Source organism: Mycobacterium sp. (assembly GCF_049802695.1).
In the GTDB taxonomy this organism is placed as follows: domain Bacteria; phylum Actinomycetota; class Actinomycetes; order Mycobacteriales; family Mycobacteriaceae; genus Mycobacterium.
This window is the reverse complement of sequence record NZ_JBARMY010000496.1, coordinates 1-22,544: the sequence shown is the minus strand read 5'-3', so window position 1 is coordinate 22,544 and position 22,544 is coordinate 1. Positions and strand designations below refer to the sequence as shown.

The following is a 22,544-nucleotide window of genomic DNA, read 5'->3' as shown; positions in this document are numbered from 1 at the left end:
GTCATCGACACCGAGCCCACCAGCGCCTGGGCATACAACGGGGCCAACTCCGGGTCCAGCCCCCGGCGAGAGAAGTCCCCGGCCAGGATGGAGCTCACTTGACCGACGGCGTCGTTGAGCAGACTGGAGTACGTGCCCGAGCTGATCGAGGCTGGCGAGTCGCGGATCATGATCCGGAACCCGTCCGTGCGTTCCTCGACGTAGGTCAGCAAGGCCAGCGCGACACGCTCAACGCGTACCCGGGACCGGTTGTTCGTCAGCGACGAGGTTATGCCGTCCAGCAGCGCCGACATCTCGCGGTCGACGACAACCGCGTACAACCCTTCCTTGCCGCCGAAATGCTCATAGACAACCGGTTTTGACACGTTGGCACGCAGCGCGATTTCCTCGATCGAGGTGCCTTCGTAACCGCGTTCAGCGAACAGCGATCGCGCGATGCCGATGAGCTGAAGGCGGCGCTCGCTGCCGGTCATCCTGGCCCGCGGCGCCCGCACCTCTTTATCCGGCGCTGCCACGACCACCAGCGTATCGGCTGCATTACAGTGGACGCGGTCTTTCACCCCGTCTGACCGCTCCCTATACCTATCCGTCGTGGTGTAATCGGCAGCACATCAGATTTTGGTTCTGAGAGTTCAGGTTCGAGTCCTGGCGACGGAGCAACGGCCCAATAACACGCGCGTCCGGGAAGCAAGACAAGACCGAGGCCCAGGGGCGATGTCCATATCGGCACGCATCCGCAGTATGGTTGGCGGCCAATGTTTCGGGCGGTGCGCAAGTTTCGTTTGCGAAACACATATTCTGGATATACTGCGGTTTCACCGCACCTGTACGGCGCCCGTTTCCGAGGTAGGGACGGCATGGAGCGCTAGATGCGAAAGTTAGCTGAGCGAGGGCTTCAACCGACTCGCTCGAAAGCGTTTGAAGATAGCCGAGAAGCTGCTCTTGAGCGTGGACGTCCGAGGGTTAGACGGAGAGCGATGACCGATTCAACCTGCCTGGTCCAACGGGATGCTGACACGGTCGGCATGACGATCACGCAGCGGTTAGAGCACCACGCGCGAACCCACCCGGATCGTCGTGCCTTCTCGTTCCTCCAGGACGGGAACGGCGTGAATACCCGCACTTGGGCCGAGGTCGCCAGGGGTGCACGCGCCGTGGCCGCCGTGTTGAGCGAGCTCCCACGTACCCAGGAGCAGCCGCGCGCGTTGCTGCTCTTGCCCCACGACGCAACGTTTCTCGACGCGTTGTTCGGCTGCTTTTACGCCGGCGTATGCGCGGTTCCGGCGCACGTCCCAATCCCGTCGCGGCTCGAGCAGACGTTGCCCCGGCTGTGCGCGATCGTTGCCGACGCACGACCCGACGTGGTGCTCACCACGCGCGAGATACTCCCCGCGCGAGCGCTTGTCCCCGCCCTCGCCGAGATCCCGTGCATCGCAGTCGACGATCTTGCCCTCACCGACGCACCGGCGCGCGAGTCAACCGTCAATCTCGAAGATCTGGCTATCCTGCAGTACTCCTCGGGCTCCAGCGGCGCGCCGCGCGGCGTGATGGTCAGCCACGGGAACCTGATGGCCAATGAAGCGATGATCGAGGCCGCGTTCGGGCACACTTCGTCGACGGTGGCCCTAGGTTGGCTGCCGTTTCAGCACGACATGGGCCTTATCGGCTACGTGATCCAACCGGTGTACGTGGGTTTCGAATGCGTGATCATGTCGCCGCTGCAGTTCCTCAAGCACCCGCTGCGCTGGCTGCACGAGATTACGCAACACCGCGCTACCCGGAGTGGCGGGCCGAACTTTGCCTACGACATGTGCGTCGCTGCCGCGGAGCGCCACGGCGAAGAGAGCCTCGTCGGACTCGATTTGTCGAGCTGGGACCTCGCATTCGTGGGCGCCGAACCGGTGCGCGCCGCGACCCTCGACCGCTTCGAGGCGACATTTGCCAAAGTCGGGCTTCGCCGCGAGGCGTTCTACCCGTGCTATGGGCTCGCCGAGGCGACCCTCATCGTGTCGGGCGGGCGGCGCGATGAGCCGCCGGCCGTGTGGAGCGACCCCAGCGGCCCTACACGTGTGAGCTGTGGTGGTGCGTGCATCGGCACCGAGCTCGCGATCGTTGACGTCGCGCGCGGTGCTCGCTGCGACGACGGCGTCGAGGGCGAGATCTGGGTACGCGGTGCGAGCGTCGCGCGCGGGTATTTCGGCGACGAGCAGGCCTCGCGTCAGACGTTCGCCGCCGCACTCGACGACACCCCCGACCACCCCAAATGGCTGCGAACCGGCGATCTCGGCTGCATCGTCGCCGGCGAGCTGTACATCACCGGCCGCGACAAAGACGTGGTCGTCAAAAACGGCGTCAAGTATGCTGCCGAAGATATCGAGACCACCGTCGAACAGCTGCGCCTTGAATCGCTGCATCCGAACGGATGCGCGGCATTCGGCCACGATGACAGCGTGCGCGAGCGACTCGTGATCGTCAACGAGATTGCGCGCGACGCAGTCGCGGTGTGGCGCGAGGTGGCGGACCAGATCGTCGCTGCCGTTGCTGCCGCACACGGGACGCCGGCTGACACGGTGGTATTCGTCCACCGTGGCAGTATCCCGCGAACGACGAGCGGCAAGACCCGGCGCAGCGAGTGCCGCGCTCAATACGCGCGCTGCGAGCTCGTCGAGGTTTATCGTCACGTGACGGAGCGGCGCACATGACACGCGGCTACGCGCTCGCGGCGTTCACAGTCTTTGCACCGGCCAGCGCCGTGATTGCGGCCGCGGCCTTATGGCTGGTCGGAGTTACACCGTCGCGAACCGACCTGATCGTGTTAGCAGTCGGCGCGCCGGCGACGCTATTCGGTGTCGAGCTCGGCTTCCACCGTTATTTCACGCACCGCTCGTTTACCGCTCGGCCGGCACTGGTCTGGGTGCTCGGTGCGCTCGGATCGAGCGCATTCCTCGGGCCGGTGATGTGGTGGGTCGCGACGCATCGCCGCCACCATGCGCTCACCGACCGCGAGGGTGACCCGCACTCGCCGCACTGGCCGGTCAGCGGCATGCAAGGGCTGGTGCACGCGCACGTCGGTTGGCTCTTCAGTCCCGAGTACACCGCGATGACGATTTCCGCGGGCGAGGTGAAGGACCTGTGGCAAAGCCCGCGCACACTCGCTATCCACCGCAGCTACCTCGCGTGGGGCGCGTTGGGACTGGTGATCCCGACACTGATCGGCTTGGCGGCCGGCGGCGCGCGCGGCGCGCTCACCGGTTTCCTGTGGGGCGGGATGATTCGCGTGTTCGTGGTGAGTCACCTCACCTGGGCGGTCAACTCGTTCGGCCATGCGCGCGGCGGCCGCGCGCGGTTGCCACACTCGGGGCAGGCGCGCAATAGCGTGTGGCTTGCGCTACCCGGCTTCGGTGGCGGTTACCACGCCAACCATCACGACGCGCCGCGCGCCTACACCACCCGAGTGGGCTGGTGGCAGATCGATCCCGGCGGCGCGTTGTTACGGGGGTTGTCGCTGTGCGGGCTGGTCAGTGATCTCAAACAGCCCAAGCTGACCAAGACGGAGTCGTGAATGAGCGAGACGTACTTGGGCGCCGGGTCGGCCGCGATTCGCCATCACTATGACGTCGGCAACGAATTCTGGCAGATCTGGCTGGATTCTACGATGAGCTACTCGTGCGCAATGTGGGAGGATCCCGACGACGATCTCGAGCGCGCACAGCGTCGCAAGCTTGACTTTCACGTCGCTCAGGCGCGCGCGGCCGGCGCGGCGCGTGTCCTCGACGTCGGCTGCGGTTGGGGCGCCATGCTGATGCATCTGGTGGGCTCTTATGGCGTGCAACATGCTGTGGGGCTCACGCTCTCCGACGCGCAGTCCGATTACCTGCGCGCAATCGCGCCGAACAACGTCGAGGTCTGGGTCCGCAACTGGAGTGACTACGAACCGACTGCGCCGTTCGACGCCATCATCTCGGTGGGTGCGTTCGAGCATTTTGCGCGTCAAGGCCTGCCGCCGGAGGAGCAAATTGAGGCCTACCGCAGATTCTTCCGTTCGTGCCGCAATTGGCTCAAGCCGGGCGGGCGCCTCTCGCTCCAGACGATCGCATACGGCGACATACCGCGTGGTCAACCGCTGCGTGATCGCTTCATCGTCGACGATGTCTTCCCGGAGTCGGAGCTGCCACGGCTCGCAGACATCGCACGTGCAGCAGAAATGGAGCTCGAGATCGAAACGGTGAGAAATGATCGCAGCGACTACGTCAAAACGCTGCGCGCATGGTTCGACCGCTTGCGCGCGCAGCGAGCGGACGCGGTCGCAGTGTCCACCGAGGAGGTGGTCGCGCGCTGCGAACGTTACCTGCGCACGTTCGCCTACTCGATGGAGCTCGGCGCATTCACCCTGCTGCGTCTGACCATGCGCCGGACCGACCTGCCGGGACGGTGGTAGCGGTGGACCCGCAGGGGCAGGCTGGGCCACGGAGCTGCGAGGAGATCGAAGCGATGCTGGCCGCGCACGTCGCGCACCGAACTCGAACTTCAGCCAATCAGATCGATCGAGCACGCCGCTTCGATAACCTTGGCCTCGACTCGGCGGATGCGATCACGCTGATGGGCGTCCTGGAGGATTTCGTTGGCCGTCCGTTATCCGCCTTTCTGCCATACGCACATCCGACGATCGAGCAACTCGCGCGTTACGTGGCCAACGGCGACGGCTAACAATTGCCGGAGCGCGGCTTGAAAGCCCAATGCTGTTTTGTTTCTTAACCGCAGCTGAACGTCGGCCTGAGCTGCATTTCCTTTGCTCTTAGATTTGGTTATATTCTTAAAGTAGAAGCTTCCTACTCGCTAGTCGGCAAATCCGTGTCGCATGTTGCAGTGGTGAGACGGCTCATTGGCGCAGTTCGAGCCCCCCTGAGTCGCACGCCGCCCGCCCATGCCGTAGCCCTGCTTCGTGAGTGTCGGTGATCTGATTGCCCGAACTCAAGGAACTGTCGTTACCCTGAAACAGACCCTCACAAAAAGATTTATACTTGCAATTACTGAGCCGGAATCAGGTTAGTTAATACGTGCAAGTAGATTCGCTGCGTATTTATATGAGCGCGACGCAAAACTGGAGTTGGACTAGATGCTCAATTCGATACCAACAAGCGCTATCGCCTTCGATCCGATGACTCTCGGTCGGTTCCAGCTCTGCCAGCGCCTCAGCTGGCATGATCCCGACATCGGCTGCACGTTGGTGCTGTCGCAGCCTGACGTTGACCCCGACTTGTGGGCCGAGTTTTCACTACGTGCGCAGCGCAGCTATCGCAAGCATGGTGTCGAGTGCGCCCTCGACATCGACGCGCTCCGCAGCGGAGCCGATACCATCATGTTCTTCGCAATGATCGATGACACCGGACGGATGGTGGGGGGATTGCGAGCCAAGGGGCCGCTGCGGTCGGCCGAGGACTCGCATGCGGTCGTCGAATGGGCGGGGCAGCCCGGCCAGCAAGCGGTCTGCGACATGATCACCGACCGGATCCCCTTCGGCGTCCTGGAGATGAAGGCAGGCTGGGTAATAGACGATCCGGATCGCAATCGTTCTCTGATCAACGCTTTAGCCCGAAGCGGTTGCCATATCACGGCTCTGCTCGACTGTCAGTTCATGATGGCCACCGCCGCGGCACACGTGCTGAACCGCTGGCGGACGGCCGGCGGGGTCGTAGCGGCCATTCCGGCCGCGCCCTACCCTGACGACCGCTACCAAACCAAGATGATCTGGTGGGACCGGCGCGACTTCGTAAGCCACGCCGAACCGCGGCAGGCCGCGAAGATTTTCGCGGAGACGCAGCGACTAACCCGAGAGTTCTATAGCCACCGTGACACGGAGTTCGTCTCGCGCAATGTGGGGTAGGTGGCCGCGCGTCGATCCTTAGCGTTCAAAGCCGGGGAGAAGACCGCCGACCGCGAACGGCGGACGAGAGTAGCAACTGGTGAAGATTGTGCGACGTAGATCAGTAGATCAATCGTCGCTAACTCGAAAAGTCGATTCGTACGGGTCGCCGGGCGAGTAACGACTCCATCGCGACGCGGTCGAGCGGGCGGGACAGCAGGAAGCCCTGTGCCCGATGGCAACCTAAATCAAGCAGCGCCTTGGCCGCCGCGGCGGTCTCGACGCCTTCAGCAATGACGTGAAGTCCAAACGCGTCGGCCAGGGCAATAACCTGCCGCAAGATCGCCTGATCAGCCAGGTCTGTGCCGAGGTCGCGGACAAATTCTTTGTCAATCTTGAGCGTGTCGACCGGAAGCGCCTTCAGATATGTCAACGCGCTGTAGCCAGTGCCGAAGTCGTCGATTGCGACCTGCACGCCGACCTCCTTCAACCCCGCCAGCGTCTTATGGGTGGTGTCGATATCCTTGACTATGACGTGTTCGGTGATCTCCAGGCACACCCTGCTGGGGTCGAGAACGAACTCGTCGAGCGCTGCGGCAACCATGGCGACAAAGCCGTCCGTGACGAGCTGAGCGGGCGACACGTTGATGCTCAGCACCACACCCCGCGCGAGGCCGCGGTCATGCCAACAGCTGAATTGCGCAAATGCTGAGCGCATTACGAGACGTCCGAGTTTTCCCGCCAGATTGATAGATTCGACAACGCCCATGAACGAATCAGGCATCAGCAGTCCTCGAGTGGGGTGTCGCCAACGGATAAGCGCCTCGGCTCCAAGAATCTCACCGGTGCGCATGTCGAACTCTGGGAGGTAGTGCAGGACCAATGCGCCGCTATCGCTCTCGATCGTCCCTTCCAGGTGGAGCTCGATATCGTTGCGGATGGCGTACCTTTCCGCCATCTCAGGGTTGAAAGCTGCGACCGTGTTTCCGCCGACGCTCTTGGCTGACACGATCGCCTGATCGGCTTGGCGCAGTAGGTCCGACGCGTTGCCGCGCCCGGGTGCGCCTACGGCGACGCCGATACTGACGGTGCGGGTGATCGTCTCGCCGTCGACCGCCACTTGCTTGTGAACTTGCGTCAACAGCTGTTCAGCCAGCGCCTCAGCGGCTTCGGCATCCATGGGATCGGTCGGCACAATGACGAACTCATCACCGCCGAAGCGCGCGATGACCGAGGAAGCGCCTGCGGCTTCGCGCAAAAGCTGGGCGAAGACCTCGATGAAACGGTCGCCTGCCTTATGACCAAGGTGGTCGTTGACTGCCTTGAGACGGTCCAGATTGAAGAACAACAGTGCGACGGGACCTGGCTGGCCCTCAGCGAGTCTGTCGTCGAGGTGGGCGATTAGCGCCCTGCGGTTCAGTAACCCGGTGAGGTCATCGTGTTCGGCAAGATAGTGAAGTCGCTCTTCGGCGACCACGCGGGCCTGAAGCTGAGCGAACAAGGTGGCGATCGCCTGCAATGCATTCAGCTCTGCCTGCAGCCATTCCCGATCACCGACCTTGACGAAACCCAGGGTGCCAGTGGTGACATCCCCGGACAGCAGTGGCACGCAGGCGATGGAACTACTCGGAACGCCAGCGCCCTCCTCGACGTTGCGTTGATATTCGGCGTTCGCCGGCTCGGGACGCAAAACGCCGGGCTGCTTGAGGTTTTCGGCCATCGCGAAGACCGGATCGGCGTCGCGGAAATACACCACACGGAGCGGGTCCTGGTCGGGAACATTTTCGCGTCGCGGCCATTCAGCGACGAGGACGGTCGCATGGATCGTGTGGTCGTTGTAACGCAAAAAGCCGAAATCTACGCGGAAGTGACTAATCAAATCGGCAATCACGCGTTCACTGATCGCGACGTGGTTATCAGCGGTGGCCGCCATCAGCTCCGCAGCCGCCGCGGTGACCATGTCGTCCAGCGAGCGGGCCATGTCTGAACAGTAGCCTCTGCTAATGTTACGGCGTTGTTAAACCATACTTATACGGTCAAGACTGCGACGGCTGCGCACCGATGCGGGGTCGCTTACAGCGAATCGCAAAACAAGGGCAGGCGGCGCGTCGGCAGGTATGCCAATGAGCTGCCGGAATTTCTGCTGCAGCTCGCCCAGCTCGTCGGCGAAGGACGCCGACAACTCGGTGAGATCTCCGGCATCGCAGGCATAAACGAAGGCTGGCGAGATGGGCTGAACAGCCAGTCCGCACCGCTGCGCGACGATCCATACCGCCTCGACGGCAGCTCCGCCTCGGGCGTAATCGATCAGAGTGCTTTTGGTCACCGTAATGACGGCTATGGCAGAGCACGCCAACACACGACGGCGAGTGTCCTCGCCCAGGGCGATTCCAGCATCCCACTGCGCCAGGTGAATCATCACGTCTGGGCGCCGCAGAATGTCGAGTATGGCTAGTTCGCCAGGGCCGAGCTCAAGGCTGTTGACATCGATACCGCTGTCGACAAAATGATCATCCGGCCAACGCAGCTCGGAAACCATGTCGGCGTGCAGTCCCGGAGTCAGGTAACGGATCCGGTCGGCTGCCGCGAGAATCGTTGCGGCGCAATCGATGTCATCGCGTTCTGTTACGAGATGCAGTCGAGCTCCTTGTCGACGGGCCAGGGACCCGAGCAGTTCGACCGTTTCGGCGGGGATCGGCCGGGCCGTCCCGATGCGTCGGTTGGTTTCGCGCGCCAGCATTGGTTCGTACAGCCCGGCCAGGTCGGGGTCAGCCCCGGCGCGCAGACTCAGCGTTGCTTGCAACGGCGTGCCGTCAACGCCCTCCAACAGGCTCACCGGTCCCAGCATCTGTTGATGGGCGGCGGCTACTTTGGCGTTGAAGAGGGCCGCCCCGAGTGCGACTGCGCTGGCGCGGTACCCGACGTCCATCGTCGAGGTGTACTCGGGTGCAAGCCGGATGGTGATTACATCCGGCCCGATCTCAATACGCCAGGGCTGCGCATTGCCGCCAGACGGCGCGCGAATAGCGGCCGCGGCAATGACGCCCGACGCCCCCGAGAGCGGGGGATAGGAATTGTCGGCGGGCAGTGGCAGGCACCCCCCGACGACCTTCGGCTCGTCGAGTTTGTCGAATGCAGACCCGACGTCGATGCGGGTCCTTCCGGACCGCAGGTCTTCTCCCAGCCCGATCCTTCGGACGGCTTCGGCCAGCGCGCTAGCTCCTAGGACGACGTCGCCGGCCAACTGCGGCCAGGTAGACAGCATGCGGTCGACCTCCACCGCAGACGCCGAAATGCGGGCTGACAATTGCTCGGCTTCCAGAAACCGCAGCATGTGCGGAATTTTCTCCCGGCTGGTCATGCCGGCAAGGAGCGCGGTGTCCAGATCGCCGAGCAGGCCGTGCAAAATCGGGCGCTGCGGCTCCAGATCGAAACGTTCCACATCCACCAAGCCCCGGTCGCTGGTCGCCATCAATACCGGGATTCGTCGTGCTCGGGCGCACTCCCGCAAAACCGCTTTTATATCCAGCGAATCACATTCCTCGATGACGATGTCCAGACCGTCCAGGAACTCATCGACGGTTTCGGGTGTCAGCCCCGCGTCCATGACGCGCACGTGCAGGTACGGGTCGAGCTCAGCGATCCGGCGCGCCGCTACCTCGGCTTTGTTGACTCCGATGTCCAGTACGGTCGCCGGCACCCGGTTGAGGTTCGACAGCTCGATCTGATCGAAGTCCGTCAGCCGAAGTTCGCCACACAAGCCCTCAGCGGCCAGGGTGTGCGCGATGACATGGCCGACGCTCAGGCCGACGACGCCGATGCGCAGCGCGCTGAAACGCACCTGTTCCTCGGCGGTGATCATGTTCCTGTTCCGGTCCAACCGCACCTTCCGAAGCGCGCGGGGGCCGAGCACTGCCACGACGGTCCGTCGCCAGGGGTAGTACACCCACCTACCGGGTTCGGCGATCAGCTCCGCATCAGGCGGTGGCCGAAGCGCGCGAAGCTCCTCGAGCTGCTCGCCGTGATGGTCGACGAATTCGATGACGGGATTGGCGCGCAGCTGCTCCAGCAGCGCCGTGTCTGTAGGCTCTGCGGGGTCGAGAACCTGCGCCCGATTAGAAGCGGTAATCATCTGTTTTTGTCGCCGGTGCCGACCACAGTTCTCCTTCCGCAGAGCTTGGTGCAAACCCTATGCCAGCAAGGCTGTCGCACCGACTGACCGCATTCTCAAGAGAGCCCACTCGCCGAGGCATACCGCCCCGACAACCGCGCTCGTCGGGCTTACTCACACCTGGCGCCAATGCCGGCGAGGCCCACTCTAGGTCGCAAAGCGCGTGAACCGACCTTATGATTAGCGCGCCCGAAGCAGCACAACCACACCTTCCACCGATGCCGGGATTCTGTATATACTTCTCGTTTCCCGGCGGAGATCAATCTGTGATCCGCTTTGTTCCGAATTGTTCTCAAATACGCATTTGACGAACCCAGACAACCGCTGAACAACCAGCACGCCAAACTGAACGAGAAGCGACGGCCCGGAGCCACGCCCGCACCTGTATCGGAGGACGCCGTGCCCCGCAGCTTGGATCTCGTCGTGACCTCAGTTGCCGTGCAGCTGATGGAGGCGACCGCATCCAACGCCGCGAAAGTCAGTGAACATTTGCTGGCGCAGCTCGTTGAGCAGTTCGGAGTGGATGCCAGCTTCCTGCGCCACCACGACGAAAAGGATCGGTTCTCGACCCTGATCGCGGAATGGCCGCCGCGGCCCGACATACCTGACCCGGACCCCATGGGAGTGGTCTACTTCGCCGACGGCGACACCGTATACGCCCTTTCCGAACACCTGAAGAAACCCACCGTCATCCGACCGGAAACCGCGGACCACGACTACCGATGGCGCACCGAAGGAGCGCGCCACATCGCCTCGCCGTCGGTCGCCGCCGCACCGCTGGTCTCTGGGCCACTGACCACCGGTGTACTCGGCTTCGTCAAATACGGCGACCGGGACTGGGATCAGGCAGAGATCAATGCGCTCGAGGCAATCGCCTCGTTGTTCGCCCAGCTTCAAGCGCGGATCGCTGCTGAAGAGAAATTGCGCCACCTGGCCGAGCATGACGACCTGACCGGTCTGCACAATCGTCGGGCACTCATCTCTCACCTGACCGAGCGACTCGCGCCGGGAAAGCCCGGGCCGGTCGCGGTCTTATATCTTGACCTGGACCGGCTGAAATCGATCAATGATTATCTTGGCCATACCGCAGGAGATCGGTTCATCCGGCTATTCGCCCAACGACTTCGGGTGAGAATCGGATGTCTCGGCATGATCGCCCGGTTGGGCGGCGACGAGTTCGTCGTCGTTCCCGACGAGGCGATGTCCGCCAATGCCGCCGAGGCCTTCGCACGCCAGGTCCAAACGATGGTGCAGAACCGTGTGTTGATCGCCGGGGAACTGATCACCCGCACAGTCAGCATCGGCGTCGCGATAGGCATGCCGGGACGCGACAACACCTCCGACATCCTTCGTCGGGCCGACCAGGCCACTTTGACGGTGAAGCGCGTCGGAGGCAACCGGGTCGCGGTGGCCACCAGCGACATGTACGTCGAAGGCGCTATCGACAACGACATCGAACTGCATCTCCAGCGTGTGATCGGCGGTGACTCCCTGCTGCTGCATTATCTACCGGAGATCGACATGCGGACCGGCGAGGTCTTGGCGGCCGAGGCGCTGATTCGTTGGCAACACCCGACTCGGGGCCTGCTGCTGCCCGATTCGTTCATCGGCGTAGCCGAATCGGTCAACCTCGCCGGCGAGCTCGGCAGATGGGTGATGCGAAAGGCCTGTTCGGAGTTCAGCGAGTGGCGGTCCCGGGGCGTGGGACGAAACGCCACTTTGCGGCTCAATATCTCGCCTGTCCAGTTGGTCACCGACGGATTTGTCCGCAGCGTTGCGGACGTCATCGATGAGTTCGGCATCGATGCCGGCTCAGTGTGCCTGGAGATCACCGAACGCGTAGTGGTTCATGACATCGACAGCACCCAGCGAACCCTGGCGGAGCTGAAGGAAGTTGGAGTTCAGATCGCCATCGACGATTTCGGTACCGGCTACGCGGTCCTGTCGCATCTGAAGCTGCTTCCAGTCGACGTGCTGAAAATCGATACCAGCTTTGTGCGCGAATTAGGTACTAATCAGGGCGATCTGGCGATCGTCCGCGCGATCATCGGCTTGGCCGAAGCCTTCAACCTTCAGCTGGTAGCGGAGGGAGTCGAAACCGAGGCCGCTGCGATGACATTGCTGCGACACGGGTGTCGACGGGCGCAGGGGTTCCTGCTTTCGCGGCCGCTCGCAGGTGAAGCGATGGCGGCCCTGCTGTCCATAGGTTGGATGCCATTGCCGTTTTCGGCCGCATCAACCCCGTTGGCGCGCCAGGCAATGTGACTCGACAGCACGTCATCACACGTTATAAGCCAGTCGAAAGCCGTGCACCGCACCCGCATCGGAGGAATACCGTGTCGCTCACGGTTGTCGCCCGCCGGGTGACCCTGCCTCTCGTCGCGGTCAGCGAGGCGTTGGCGGACGCGACGATATAGGGCTACCAACGATGGTTCATGGAACCCGGATAGTTAATCGACTCGTCGTCGTGGGTACGACGCTGGCAGCCCTGAGTGGCTGCGGTCGACAAGGTGATGATGGACCGTTACGCGCTATCGCCAGTCCAGCCATACCGGCGATCACGCAGGAGATATCTAATCCGTTGCGCGGCCAGTACGAAGACATGTTGATACCGCTTTTCCCGCAAAGCAATCCCGCGCAACAGCGTTACTCGCCGTGGCCTAAGTCAGATGATGCGACCTTGAGAGTTTCGTGGCGTGAATTGCAACCTAGCGATCCGCGCGCGCTGGGACCGGATGCTACCGACGACCGCAAGTTCGACTTCAGCGTGATCGACGACGCGTTGACCAAAGCGGCCGATCGCAACATGCGGCTGACGCTCCGGGTGGTCGCCTACGGCTCGTGCTGTGGGAGCGATTACCCAGACAACACGAACATAGCGATTCCCGACTGGGTTCGTGCGATGCCCGGCGCCAGTACTAGTTATCCCGGACCACCGGCCGGCTCGTCGACTTCCGGTGTGACGCAAGTTGTACCGAATTGGAACGACGACGCTTACTTGGCCGCGTTCGAGCAGCTGCTTGCGGCGCTTGGTCGCCGTTACGACCGCGACGAGCGGCTCAGCGTGTTCGAGTTCTCCGGGTACGGCGACTTCAGCGAAAACCACAACACCTACCTGAGTACGGTGCTGGGCGCACCCGGTCCGGGGCCCGAGCAGAGTGAGGCGACCCTCGGGTATTTCAGCCAGTGGGGCAATCAGAACATCACCAAGGCGTCGATAGCGCGCCTCGTCGCGGCAAACGTCAACGCGTTCCCCGATACCCAGCTGGTGGTCGCTCCGCAGAACCCGGAGATCGTGCGAGAGCTGCTGGCCGATAGTTTGACCAAAAAGTTGGCCGCGCCGGTGGGCTTCCGTTCCGACTGCCTCGGGACCTACTCGCCGTTGCAGGACTGGGCCGAGAACAGCTGGTCCCGGTACGTGATGACGAAGGATCCGCTGGTCGCCGCATTTCGGCAGCGGCTCAAGTCGGTGCCGGTGATCACCGAGTGGTGCCAGTACACAACCAACGTGCGGGCCTACTACGTGAAAGCGGTGCACGACGTCATCCAATACCACGTGTCGATGACGTCAAGCATGAATTTCCCGGACGCGGAGTCGAAGACTCCCATGGACCCCGGCCTCTACGAACTATGGCTCCGGGCCACTGTCTTCGCCGGTTACCGGTATTCGGTGCAGGCCAGGGAGGGGTCGCAGGAGCAGCATGATGGGATCCCGACCATCGAGGTCACATGGACCAACTACGGTTCGGCCGCGGCCACCGAGAAATGGGTTCCCGGCTATCAAGTGGTGGACTTCATGGGCACGGTAGTACGGACAATCCCCTCTAAGGTGACACTGAAGACCCTGGTCGATTCCGGCGATGACGCCGGTGACACGCCGTTGCCCGCGTCGACTACCGAGTCCGTGCGCGTCGACTTGGCAGGGTTAGCGCCGGGCCACTACACGCTGCGGGCGTCGGTCGCCTGGCAGCAGCACAAGCCCGCGGCTTCCCACACGATGGACTACCCGCCAATGCGGTTGGCTCGCGACGATCGCGACGGCAACGGCCGATACCCGATCGCGACGTTCGACGTGCCACGACCGACAGCGGACCGGTACTGAGCTTTCGCCCTACATACTGCTAGTATTCATCAGCGAGATAATGATACTGTAAGTTTGTACTTCGAGGCTGAACAAACTCGACGCCGATACGTCTGGCCCAGAGAGGTTTGTCGTTGGACTTCCGTACTTTCGTCCGAACTCTTGTGACTCGGTGGAAATTCGCCGTGCCCGCGATCCTGGCCTGCGTGATTGGCGCGGGATTTATCACCGCCGTCCAGACCAAGGTCTACCAGTCATCGGCCACCATTCTGATGTCGTTCACCGGCCAGACGAACCTCTCCGACGTGGAGTATGCCGCCCTGGCTTCGCAACAGCGGTTATCGTCCTACGCCCAGATCGCCGGCGGGCCGATGGTGGCTCAGCGTGCGGTCGATCAGCTGCACATCCGGATGAGCGCCGACGAGCTGATGAGCAAAACCAATGTGGTGTATACACCGGACTCCACGGTCTTCCAGTTGACGGTCAACGACACGGACCCGACGCGGGTTGCCGCGCTCGCGGCTGCGATGGCCGATCAGTTCACTGCCGTTATCCCCACGCTGGGAGTGGGTGCGCGTCCGGCAACGCCGGCACCCGGCAAGGCTCCAGTACCAACGACTCCGCCACCGGACCCAGACAGCCAAGGAGCGTCGCAGCTATCCCAGACCACAGCGGTCGAGGAAATCCCTACTCCGGGAGCGCAACCACCCAACACGACGGAGCGACCGTTGCCGTTGGCCACCGGGCTGGTGGTGGAGCGGCCTCGCGCACCCGACGGTCCGATCCAGCCCGTCCCGGAGCGGAACATGGCCATGGGGCTGCTCGCAGGTTTGCTGCTCGGCATCGCGGCGGCCCTCATCCGCGAGGCCGCGGATCGCACCGTTCGCGATGCAGCGACACTGGGGCGACTTACGGATCTGTCTACGTTGGCAGAGTTGCCCGGGCGGCGCAGCGACACACCGCGATTCGGGACCAACGCCCTATTCGATGATGCCATGCGCACCCTCCGCACCCGACTGCTCCAAGCGATCGGACCCGAGGTGAAAAGCGTGTTGGTGACGGCGCCGTTCGGTGGCGAGGGAACGACCACTACGGCGGTGAACTTGGCACACTGTTTCACTGAGCTCGGCGAAAGGGTGCTGCTTGTCGAGGGCGACCCCCGTCGATCCGCGATCGCGCCCTTGATGGGGGTCAAGTCAGGACTGGGGCTGGCCGACGTGCTGGCCGACCGTAGCGTCGCCGCGGAGGCGGCGTGGGCGACAACTGTGCCGAATCTCTTCGTCGTGGCGTCACGTCAGGGCCGCCGCAACGCCACGTTGCCGTGCAGCGCGGACCTGCCCGAGGTGCTGGAAAACTTGTCTGCCCGCTTCGACCGCATGGTGGTCGATGCCCCAGCGGTGCTGGCCACCGCCGAAACCGGCCTGCTGGCCGGCGCGGTGCCAGCCACAGTGTTGGTGGTGCGTTCGGGGCGTACCACGGCCGAGGAAGTGAAAGATGCACTGCATGCCGTGCGCTCGGCCGGCGCCGACGTGGTCGGCGCCGTCCTGACCGATGCCCAGGTGTCCCGGCGCACAAAGGCCGCCGCCCGCAGCTACCGGGCGAAACTCGGTGGGGCGGTGTGAACACCTACTACGTTGCGGGCCGCCAGCGCTTCGCAGTGGCTGGTGCCTCGCCGGCGGTGTTCCTGTCCGGCTGCTTCACCATTGGTGTCTTCTCCTGCCGCGACACCACCATGGGGCAGATGCTCATTTGTCTGCTGTTCTGCCTGGTCGTGTATTTGACCAAACCGCAGTCGATGGTGTGGTTTGCGCTGTTCTCGGCGTTCGCGTCGCTACCCGAAAGCTTGCACATCGGAAAAGATCTCGGCGTGGTGACGATCTCCCTCTACCAGGTCGCTATAGTGCTGGCAGCGATCTACCTTCTGAAGCCGGTCTCGCGCTTGCGGCGGTCCTCTTACATCCTGCCAGGGATTTTTCTGGCAACGATGGTGTGTTGCGCCGTAGTGGGATTCGCGGCCGGGAATCCCATCGACCGAGTGTTGCGCGAATTCTCAATCCTGTTTGAATTGGTCAGCGGGTACGTGTTGGCCATGCTGATCATCGACGCCGGCTACGCCAAGGAGACGATGCGAGCTATCGGCGTGACGTTGTGGTTCTCGGCGGGCATGCTCGTTGCCGCTTCGTTCCATCTCGTCCAGCTGGCTGGTCGGACAGAACAATTGGAGAAGGGGCTGGGCGCGGCGGATGCCACCCGCTTGGTCACCAATTCCCAAAACATGGCCATTGCCATCCTGACCGCCCTGGTCGCCGCCTCGATCGTCGGGCGGGTAAAACCCGCAACGTATCTCCTGCTAGCCCCACCCGCGTTGGTCATTACGCTGCTGGCATTCGCCCGCCACACTCTGCTGTTGATGGCGGTGGCGGGGGTCGTCGCATTGCTTGCCAGCCCGGGCTGGCAAGCCCTACGCCGGACAGCAATTGCCAGCGTGACCAGTGCGGCGATCTTGGCGGTGACAGTATCTGGGTCGCTGTTCCTGCTAACGCATTCGTCGGCCGGCGCTTGGCTTGGCGACCAATTCACTGCGTTCAACAACCGGGTGCTCCAAAATGTCTCAAGCAGCAGATTCGCCATGGACCCCTCCATCCTGGCCAGAGAGGCCGAAAACACAAACCTCCGCCGCGCGATCGAGGATGCCCCGGTGTTCGGTCATGGGCTTGGGTACCCGTACCAGCTGCCGTTCGGTAAGCCCGACTCGTTCTCGGCGACGCTTGGCACCACCTACGCGCACAACTTCTACCTGTGGTGGCTGGCCAAAGCCGGCGCGGTCGGCATGACGGCATTTCTGCTGTTCGCGGTGACGCCGATCGTGCGGGGGCTGCTTAGTACATCGGCGCCGGCGAAGATCGCCGCGGCACTCGCCGTGGCCCTACTCGTGAATTGCACGGTCGACCCGATACCGGAGGATCCGGCCGACGCTTTGGTGCTGGGTATAGCGCTGGGAGCGGCGCTGCAGTTTGCTGTGGTAAGCCGCCGCGCACGGTGCGAAGACAACGCGATGCAACCCGCCAGCCCGTCCGGCGTCACCGGCGCGCACGCGGCGGCAATACCGGCATGAGCCCGACCGAAGGCCCGCTGCGGGTGCTCGTGGTCGGGCCGGCACCGGCCGGGCCGGTAAGCCGAGGCGGTATGGCAACGGTCGCCGCCTTGATGGCAGCGCATCCCGACCCGCGAATCCGCGTCACCGTAGTGCCGACATTCGTGGACAGCTCAGTGTGGCGTTGGCTGCTGGTGGGCGTGTGCGGGATGCTGCGGGCCAGCTGGTTGCTCCTGTGTGGGCGCACCGACGTCCTGCACGTTCACTTGGCGCACGGCGGCAGCGTGGTTCGCAAGGCACTGCCGTTGTGGGCGGCGCGACTGGCGGGGGTGCCGAGCGTGATACACGGTCACAGCTATGACTTCGGTGGCTGGTTCGACCGGCTACCGCGGCTGGGCCAGGCGCTGGTGCGCCGCACACTGGTCGCCGACCGCTGGGTGGTGCTGGGCAAACGTCATGTCGACGAATACGCCAGCCGGCTGCGATTGGCCGACGGCCGGATCGGTGTGCTGCACAATGCCGTCGAGATTCCTGCTTGCGCGGTGACCCTATCGGGTGTCGATCGGCTGCACGCCGTGGCACTCGGCCGGCTGGGAGTGCGCAAGGGCAGCTACGACGTGATCGCCGCCGTCGGCGCACTCGACGAAGCTGTCCCCACCGGACTGCGGGTGACCCTGGCCGGCGACGGTGAGGTCGATGAGGTTCGCGCGGCCGTCGCCGCGGCCGGTCTGGGCCAGACAGTCGACGTGGTGGGGTGGCTTGATGCTGTCGAACGCGACGCACTGTTGTCGACCGCGCATGTTTTTCTGCTGCCCAGCCATGACGAGGGCCTGCCGATGGCGCTGTTGGAGGCGATGGCGAGCGGCCTGGTGCCGCTGACGACGATGGTGGGCAGCATCGGGGAGGTGGTCAGCGACGGCGTCACCGGCCTGCTCGTGCAGCCGAACCGCCCCGACCAGATAGCGGAGGCGCTGGTCACTCTGGTCCATGACGAGCCGCTGCGGGTTCGGCTGGGTGCCGCCGCGCGTTGCCGCGCTTACGATTTCGCGTTGGATCGTTGGTATGAACAGCTGGCCCGATTGTGGATCGATCTCGGCGGATACCGGCTGACCGCGGATCACGACGTTCCTCTGGTCGTATCTGCAAAGCGTCAACTCGCGCCGCTGGCGAAGCTCGTTGCGCCACGCTGGTTCTGGCGGCGCAAATACCGCATCCTGCAGGTCCTCGGAAGATCCCATTCGGAGATGCGGCTCGTGCGCTCGCTTTGCGCCCCGGACCGGGTGTCGGTGGATATCGGAGCCGATGTCGGCGAATTCGCGATCGCGATGCTGGGATCGTCGCGGTCGGTGATTGCATTCGAACCGCGGCCGACGCAGGCCAAATCACTGGCGGCGATGTTCGGCGCGGTCGGCGCCGCCGTGCGCGTCGAGGCGGTGGCGGTGTCGGACCAATCCGGGATAACGACGATGCGGGTGGTTAAGTCCGCGCCCGGCCGCAGCACCATCGACAGGCACAACGCTTTGACCGACGCCGGCGGTAGTCCGGTCGGCACCATCGAGGTGCCGGTGGTGCGGCTCGACGATCTACAACTGGACCAGGTCGGATTCGTCAAGATCGACGTCGAGGGCCACGAGCTCGCGGTGTTGCGTGGCGCCGCCGACACCCTCAAACGAAACCGGCCGGCGTTGTTCATCGAGGCCGAGGAACGTCATCACCCCCGCGCCGTCGCCGCGATCGCTGAATTCTTGGCCGGGCTCGGCTACATGGGGTATTTCGAGGTCGACGGCATCCGCCGGCCCCTCGAGGAGTTCGACCTCGCCGAGCATCAGAACCCGGGGAACATCGACGGCCAGGCAACGCGCGGGACCTACGTGAACAACTTCGTGTTCCTCCCCATGCCGGCTTGAGGGCACCAGCACCGTCGGCATGCCGGGTACACGGCGGTCAGGCTTCAAAAACGGCGTAGATGCTGACGGTGGTGAATCTGTCGAATCGCCGGAAGTGCCCGCGAGCCTTTTCGAGCACGGCCAGCAGCCGCTTGTCGCCCCGGTTGTAAGCGATGTCACGGAGCCGCAGTCCGCTGTTGTCAAAGGCAGCCCGGAACTGGTCCGGAGTATTGCCATTGAGCCCGATGTCCACCAAAGAGTGCACGGGGTGGCCGTTGTGGCGGGCGGCGGCCGCACACACAGCACGCGTTGGCAAGATTGCATGCGCCCACGGCACTCTAAGCCCGGTGCGACCATGGTCGCCGTAAGGGCTGTAGTACAGCGGGCTGAAACCGGCGTAGATCTGCCCGCCCGGCGCCAATCGCCGGCCCAGTCCCTTCAACAACGACGCCAGGTCTTCAACGTGTTCGAAGGTGTCTTTGGAAACGATTACATCGAACAATTGGCCCGGCGGAAGGGATGTCGCATCGATGGCTTGGAAAGTGACGCGGCTGACCAAGTGGGGAAATCGTTGTGCGAGATTACGGTTGGCGAAGTCGATACGGAGTTCGTCCAGATCAACGCCACGCACAGTAGCTCCCGCTTGAGCGATTTCAATCGACAGAGCTCCGTGGCCACAGCCGACCTCGAGGACACGCTTGCCATCCCAATACGGCGAGGCTCCAAACCGCTGCCAATATTCCCTGTTGGAGTCGCGCTGCTCATCAAAGTAGCGTCGGGCGTACTCTTCGGTCTCGGCCAACGGAGCTCCTCCTTGATTGTCGGCGATGGGACAAGAATCAGAATACTACTAGTATCTTCAGTCTTTCTATACATCCAATCAGTATGTAAAATAGCAGTGTTATGGATTTCCGGTTTAAATCATTGGAGGTGTCAAAGCCTGCAAGAGCAGACTTCCACCGATTTGCGGCGATGCGCCGATTCGCCGCACTGGACGGTTTACGGGCTCTGAGTGTCATCGCGGTCGTATGGCATCACACCTCTGGCACTCCAGGTCCCGCGATCTCAGGCAAGGGCTACCTGGGAGTGGATTTCTTTTTCGCCATCAGCGGGTTCTTGATCACGACCCTGCTGGTGCGTGAGCATGCGACGAAGACGGTCTCGTTGCGGAAGTTTTACGCGCGCCGGGCGCTGCGGATCTTTCCGCTCTATTACGCGACGTTGGCAGTCTATGTCGCGTTGGTAGCGGCGACTCGCCGCCACACCCCCGAAGGAATCCAATTCTTCCACCACCTGCCGGCGTTCGTGACGTACACGTCCAACTGGTTCGTCGATCTAGCCCAAGGCAATTCGGTGCCGTTCTATTTCGCCTGGTCATTGGCAACCGAGGAACAGTTCTACCTGTTGTGGCCGCCGGTGCTGGTCGCCACGTTGAGCATCACGACGGGAAAACGGATCTGGCCCTCGTTGGCCGCGCTGGCGGTATTGGTTGTGATCTCACGGGCATTCTCCGTGGCCGCGGATACCGCGGTATTGCCGTGGCGTATCCCAGCGAGCTTGGCACTGCCGATCCTGCTCGGTGCCGCGGCGGCGCTCATCGTTAGCCGGCGACGTGGATTCGAATTGGTGAGCCCGATTCTCGGACGGGCTTGGTCCGCGCCGGTCGCAGCGGTGGTATTGGTGCTCGCGATCGCAACCAACGTAGCGCAGCCGATCACGGTGATGCTGATGGTTCTCGTTGTAGTCAGTGTCTGTCTGGTCGAGCGGACACCGCTGGCCCCGGTATTGCAGTGCCGGCCGATGGCGTTCGTTGGAGTGATCAGCTACGGGGTGTACTTGCTGCACATGTTGTCTGCGAACATCGTTCGACCCGTTCTCCACGAGCAATTCGGCATCCGGGTGTTCGTGGCGACACTCGGCACGGTGGTCGTCGTCGCCTACCTCAGTTTTCGCTTTTTCGAGACGCCGCTCTTAAAGCTCAAGCGCCGGTACGAGAGCAGTGGGGAGTGTGACGGCGACGAACTGTCGCGGATGGCGGCGGCAACATCACCATCTGCAGCGCCAGTCGGCAACCACCCGTCTGCCGGGCGCTGCGACTAGACGAGATAACGCCGTTGACCGCGGCCGTGGCAGCTCAGGCCGAGATGCGCGGCGCCGTGGCTACACGATCGCTGATTCGACTGTGCTTACCGTCCGCGCGGTCGGCGGGTATCCAGCGCACCATGCGATACAGGAACTTCGGATTTCCCAAGAGGTATCGACCCGTCTTGTGGGGTTCGCGAATCATGATGTCCACCCACTCCATACCGATACGTCGAGCGAACGTCGAGGCCCGCACCCGGCTGCCGGCCCAAAAACCAAACAGCCCACCGGTTCCCGCAACGAGGGGCACCCGCAATGCCGCACGATAGCGGGCGATCCACTCCTCCTGCGCTGGATTGCCGAACCCGACCAATAGCAGATCCGGTGCGGCAGCGTTGATTTGCTCGATCACCGCGGCGTATTCGCCGATATCAAGCCAGCCGTGATGACGACCGACCACCTCGACGTCGAATTGTCGCGCGACGCCGGCCGCCGCACGGGCATTGACGCCATCGACACCGCCCAGCAGAAAGACACGCAGCCCGGGTGTCGCGGTGAGCAGGGCCGGCACCACGTCGCTGCCGTTGAGATTGGCCTGTAGGCGCAAGCCGCGCAGTCGCGCTGCCCAGCGCACGCCGGTGCCGTCGCCGAAGACCAGGTCGGACCGGTTGAGGACACGCGCATAGTCCTGGTCCTCCAGCGCGAAATTCAGTGTGTTGGCATTGGCAAAGAACAGCGACCGGCAGCCCGCGCGGCCACGGATGATCGACTGCAACTCTGCAACAGCCTCATCCATTTGTTGATCCACCACTTCAATGCCGGTGATCCGGACAACTCTGCGCATCAGTTCAGAACCTTCTGACGAGTTCGGGGCGGATGTCGACGATGATGTCCAGCAACCGATCTGCAACCCGGTCGACATTGCAACGCTGCGCGTAGTGGTGCGCCGCCTCCGCGCCGCCCCGCGCCGCGGTGGCCGGATCCGCCAGTTGGTCGAACACCCCGGCCAGCCCAGCCACGTCGTCGACACCCACCGGTGGGCAGCCCGGCGGCTGGTATTCGGGCAGGCCGCCGACCGTGGAAACGACCGGCATGACGCCCAGCTGCATCGAAACGACCTGCACCCCACTCTGCGAGGCGCGCCGGTAGTGGGCGATCGAGCCCTTCGCGGCCGCCAGAGTGCTGACCACGTCGCGGTAGCGGTAGGTGCCGCGACGCCACAAGGTGTGCTTAGGCAACTGCCGGTCCAAGATTCGGCCGTCGCCGATGAAGACTAAGTTGTCGCCGCGCCAGCCGCCGCCGTCGACGTGTTGCTGCCACGCCGCCAGCACCACGTCGATGTTCTTGTAGGGATTGAGCCGGCCCAG

At 63.3% G+C, this 22,544-nt stretch carries 17 protein-coding genes, 1 tRNA gene and 1 pseudogene; 13 read left to right on the top strand and 6 right to left on the bottom strand.

Annotated elements, in window-relative coordinates; all coding sequences use genetic code 11:
* A partial coding sequence (locus WA317_RS19635; RefSeq protein ID WP_425174622.1) for a TetR/AcrR family transcriptional regulator occupies nucleotides 1-473 on the bottom strand: 473 nt, incomplete at its 3' end.
* A 112-nt stretch (nucleotides 474-585) separates the two neighbouring features.
* Between WA317_RS19635 and WA317_RS19630 the strand changes: the two genes are divergently transcribed.
* The 6 genes from WA317_RS19630 to WA317_RS19605 all read left to right on the top strand — a co-directional run bounded on the left by WA317_RS19630 (nucleotide 586) and on the right by WA317_RS19605 (nucleotide 5,884).
* Nucleotides 586-657 (top strand) — tRNA-Gln (locus WA317_RS19630).
* Nucleotides 658-1,025: 368 nt separating this feature from the next.
* Nucleotides 1,026-2,702: a fatty acyl-AMP ligase gene (locus tag WA317_RS19625; RefSeq protein WP_425174620.1), complete on the top strand. Its 1,677-nt coding sequence runs from the start codon at nucleotides 1,026-1,028 to the stop codon at nucleotides 2,700-2,702.
* Nucleotides 2,699-3,562 (top strand): acyl-CoA desaturase, encoded by an 864-nt coding sequence (locus tag WA317_RS19620; RefSeq protein WP_425174619.1) that lies wholly within the window; start codon nucleotides 2,699-2,701, stop codon nucleotides 3,560-3,562. The genes WA317_RS19625 and WA317_RS19620 overlap by 4 nt, the downstream gene beginning before the upstream one ends.
* A complete protein-coding gene (locus WA317_RS19615; protein ID WP_425174618.1) occupies nucleotides 3,563-4,438 on the top strand; it encodes a class I SAM-dependent methyltransferase in 876 nt (291 codons plus the stop codon). It abuts the gene before it with no gap.
* Nucleotides 4,439-4,491: 53 nt separating this feature from the next.
* Complete coding sequence (locus WA317_RS19610) at nucleotides 4,492-4,707, top strand: acyl carrier protein (protein ID WP_425174617.1); 216 nt, start codon at nucleotides 4,492-4,494, stop codon at nucleotides 4,705-4,707.
* A gap of 451 nt (nucleotides 4,708-5,158) precedes the next feature.
* Complete coding sequence (locus WA317_RS19605; RefSeq protein WP_425174616.1) at nucleotides 5,159-5,884, top strand: hypothetical protein; 726 nt, start codon at nucleotides 5,159-5,161, stop codon at nucleotides 5,882-5,884.
* A gap of 118 nt (nucleotides 5,885-6,002) precedes the next feature.
* Here WA317_RS19605 and WA317_RS19600 read toward each other — a convergent pair whose 3' ends face one another.
* Nucleotides 6,003-7,844 (bottom strand): putative bifunctional diguanylate cyclase/phosphodiesterase, encoded by a 1,842-nt coding sequence (locus WA317_RS19600; protein WP_425174615.1) that lies wholly within the window; start codon nucleotides 7,842-7,844, stop codon nucleotides 6,003-6,005.
* 36 nt (nucleotides 7,845-7,880) lie between these two features.
* The gene (locus WA317_RS19595) at nucleotides 7,881-9,995 is read right to left on the bottom strand and encodes an Rv1355c family protein (protein ID WP_425174614.1); all 2,115 of its coding nucleotides are present in this window, start codon (nucleotides 9,993-9,995) and stop codon (nucleotides 7,881-7,883) included.
* A 438-nt stretch (nucleotides 9,996-10,433) separates the two neighbouring features.
* On the opposite strand from WA317_RS19595, the gene WA317_RS19590 reads away from it, so the two are divergent.
* The 6 genes and pseudogenes from WA317_RS19590 to WA317_RS19565 all read left to right on the top strand — a co-directional run bounded on the left by WA317_RS19590 (nucleotide 10,434) and on the right by WA317_RS19565 (nucleotide 19,116).
* On the top strand, nucleotides 10,434-12,299 hold the full coding sequence (locus WA317_RS19590) for a putative bifunctional diguanylate cyclase/phosphodiesterase (protein WP_425174613.1): 1,866 nt from the start codon (nucleotides 10,434-10,436) through the stop codon (nucleotides 12,297-12,299).
* A 163-nt stretch (nucleotides 12,300-12,462) separates the two neighbouring features.
* Nucleotides 12,463-14,136 carry a hypothetical protein gene (locus WA317_RS19585; protein ID WP_425174612.1) on the top strand — a complete coding sequence of 558 codons (1,674 nt, stop codon included), beginning with the start codon at nucleotides 12,463-12,465 and terminating at the stop codon, nucleotides 14,134-14,136.
* Nucleotides 14,137-14,243: 107 nt separating this feature from the next.
* Nucleotides 14,244-15,737, top strand: coding sequence for an AAA family ATPase (locus WA317_RS19580; RefSeq protein WP_425174611.1), 1,494 nt, complete (start codon nucleotides 14,244-14,246; stop codon nucleotides 15,735-15,737).
* Nucleotides 15,734-17,230: an O-antigen ligase family protein gene (locus WA317_RS19575; protein ID WP_425174610.1), complete on the top strand. Its 1,497-nt coding sequence runs from the start codon at nucleotides 15,734-15,736 to the stop codon at nucleotides 17,228-17,230. Before WA317_RS19580 ends, WA317_RS19575 begins: the two co-directional genes overlap by 4 nt.
* Nucleotides 17,227-18,225 (top strand): annotated as a pseudogene (locus WA317_RS19570) (glycosyltransferase family 4 protein); the annotation flags it as partial. The gene WA317_RS19575 and the pseudogene WA317_RS19570, both read left to right, overlap by 4 nt.
* A 114-nt stretch (nucleotides 18,226-18,339) precedes the next feature.
* Complete coding sequence (locus tag WA317_RS19565; protein WP_425174621.1) at nucleotides 18,340-19,116, top strand: FkbM family methyltransferase; 777 nt, start codon at nucleotides 18,340-18,342, stop codon at nucleotides 19,114-19,116.
* Between the two features lie 37 nt (nucleotides 19,117-19,153).
* Here WA317_RS19565 and WA317_RS19560 read toward each other — a convergent pair whose 3' ends face one another.
* Nucleotides 19,154-19,897 carry a class I SAM-dependent methyltransferase gene (locus tag WA317_RS19560; protein ID WP_425174609.1) on the bottom strand — a complete coding sequence of 248 codons (744 nt, stop codon included), beginning with the start codon at nucleotides 19,895-19,897 and terminating at the stop codon, nucleotides 19,154-19,156.
* Nucleotides 19,898-20,025: 128 nt separating this feature from the next.
* Here WA317_RS19560 and WA317_RS19555 point away from each other — a divergent pair, with 128 nt between their 5' ends.
* The gene (locus WA317_RS19555) at nucleotides 20,026-21,195 is read left to right on the top strand and encodes an acyltransferase family protein (protein ID WP_425174608.1); all 1,170 of its coding nucleotides are present in this window, start codon (nucleotides 20,026-20,028) and stop codon (nucleotides 21,193-21,195) included.
* Between the two features lie 34 nt (nucleotides 21,196-21,229).
* Here WA317_RS19555 and WA317_RS19550 read toward each other — a convergent pair whose 3' ends face one another.
* Together WA317_RS19550 and WA317_RS19545 are read right to left on the bottom strand one after the other, a co-directional pair.
* The gene (locus WA317_RS19550) at nucleotides 21,230-22,099 is read right to left on the bottom strand and encodes a WecB/TagA/CpsF family glycosyltransferase (RefSeq protein ID WP_425174607.1); all 870 of its coding nucleotides are present in this window, start codon (nucleotides 22,097-22,099) and stop codon (nucleotides 21,230-21,232) included.
* The coding region (locus tag WA317_RS19545; RefSeq protein ID WP_425174606.1) for a glycosyltransferase at nucleotides 22,026-22,544 on the bottom strand (519 nt) is incomplete at its 5' end. The genes WA317_RS19550 and WA317_RS19545, both read right to left, overlap by 74 nt.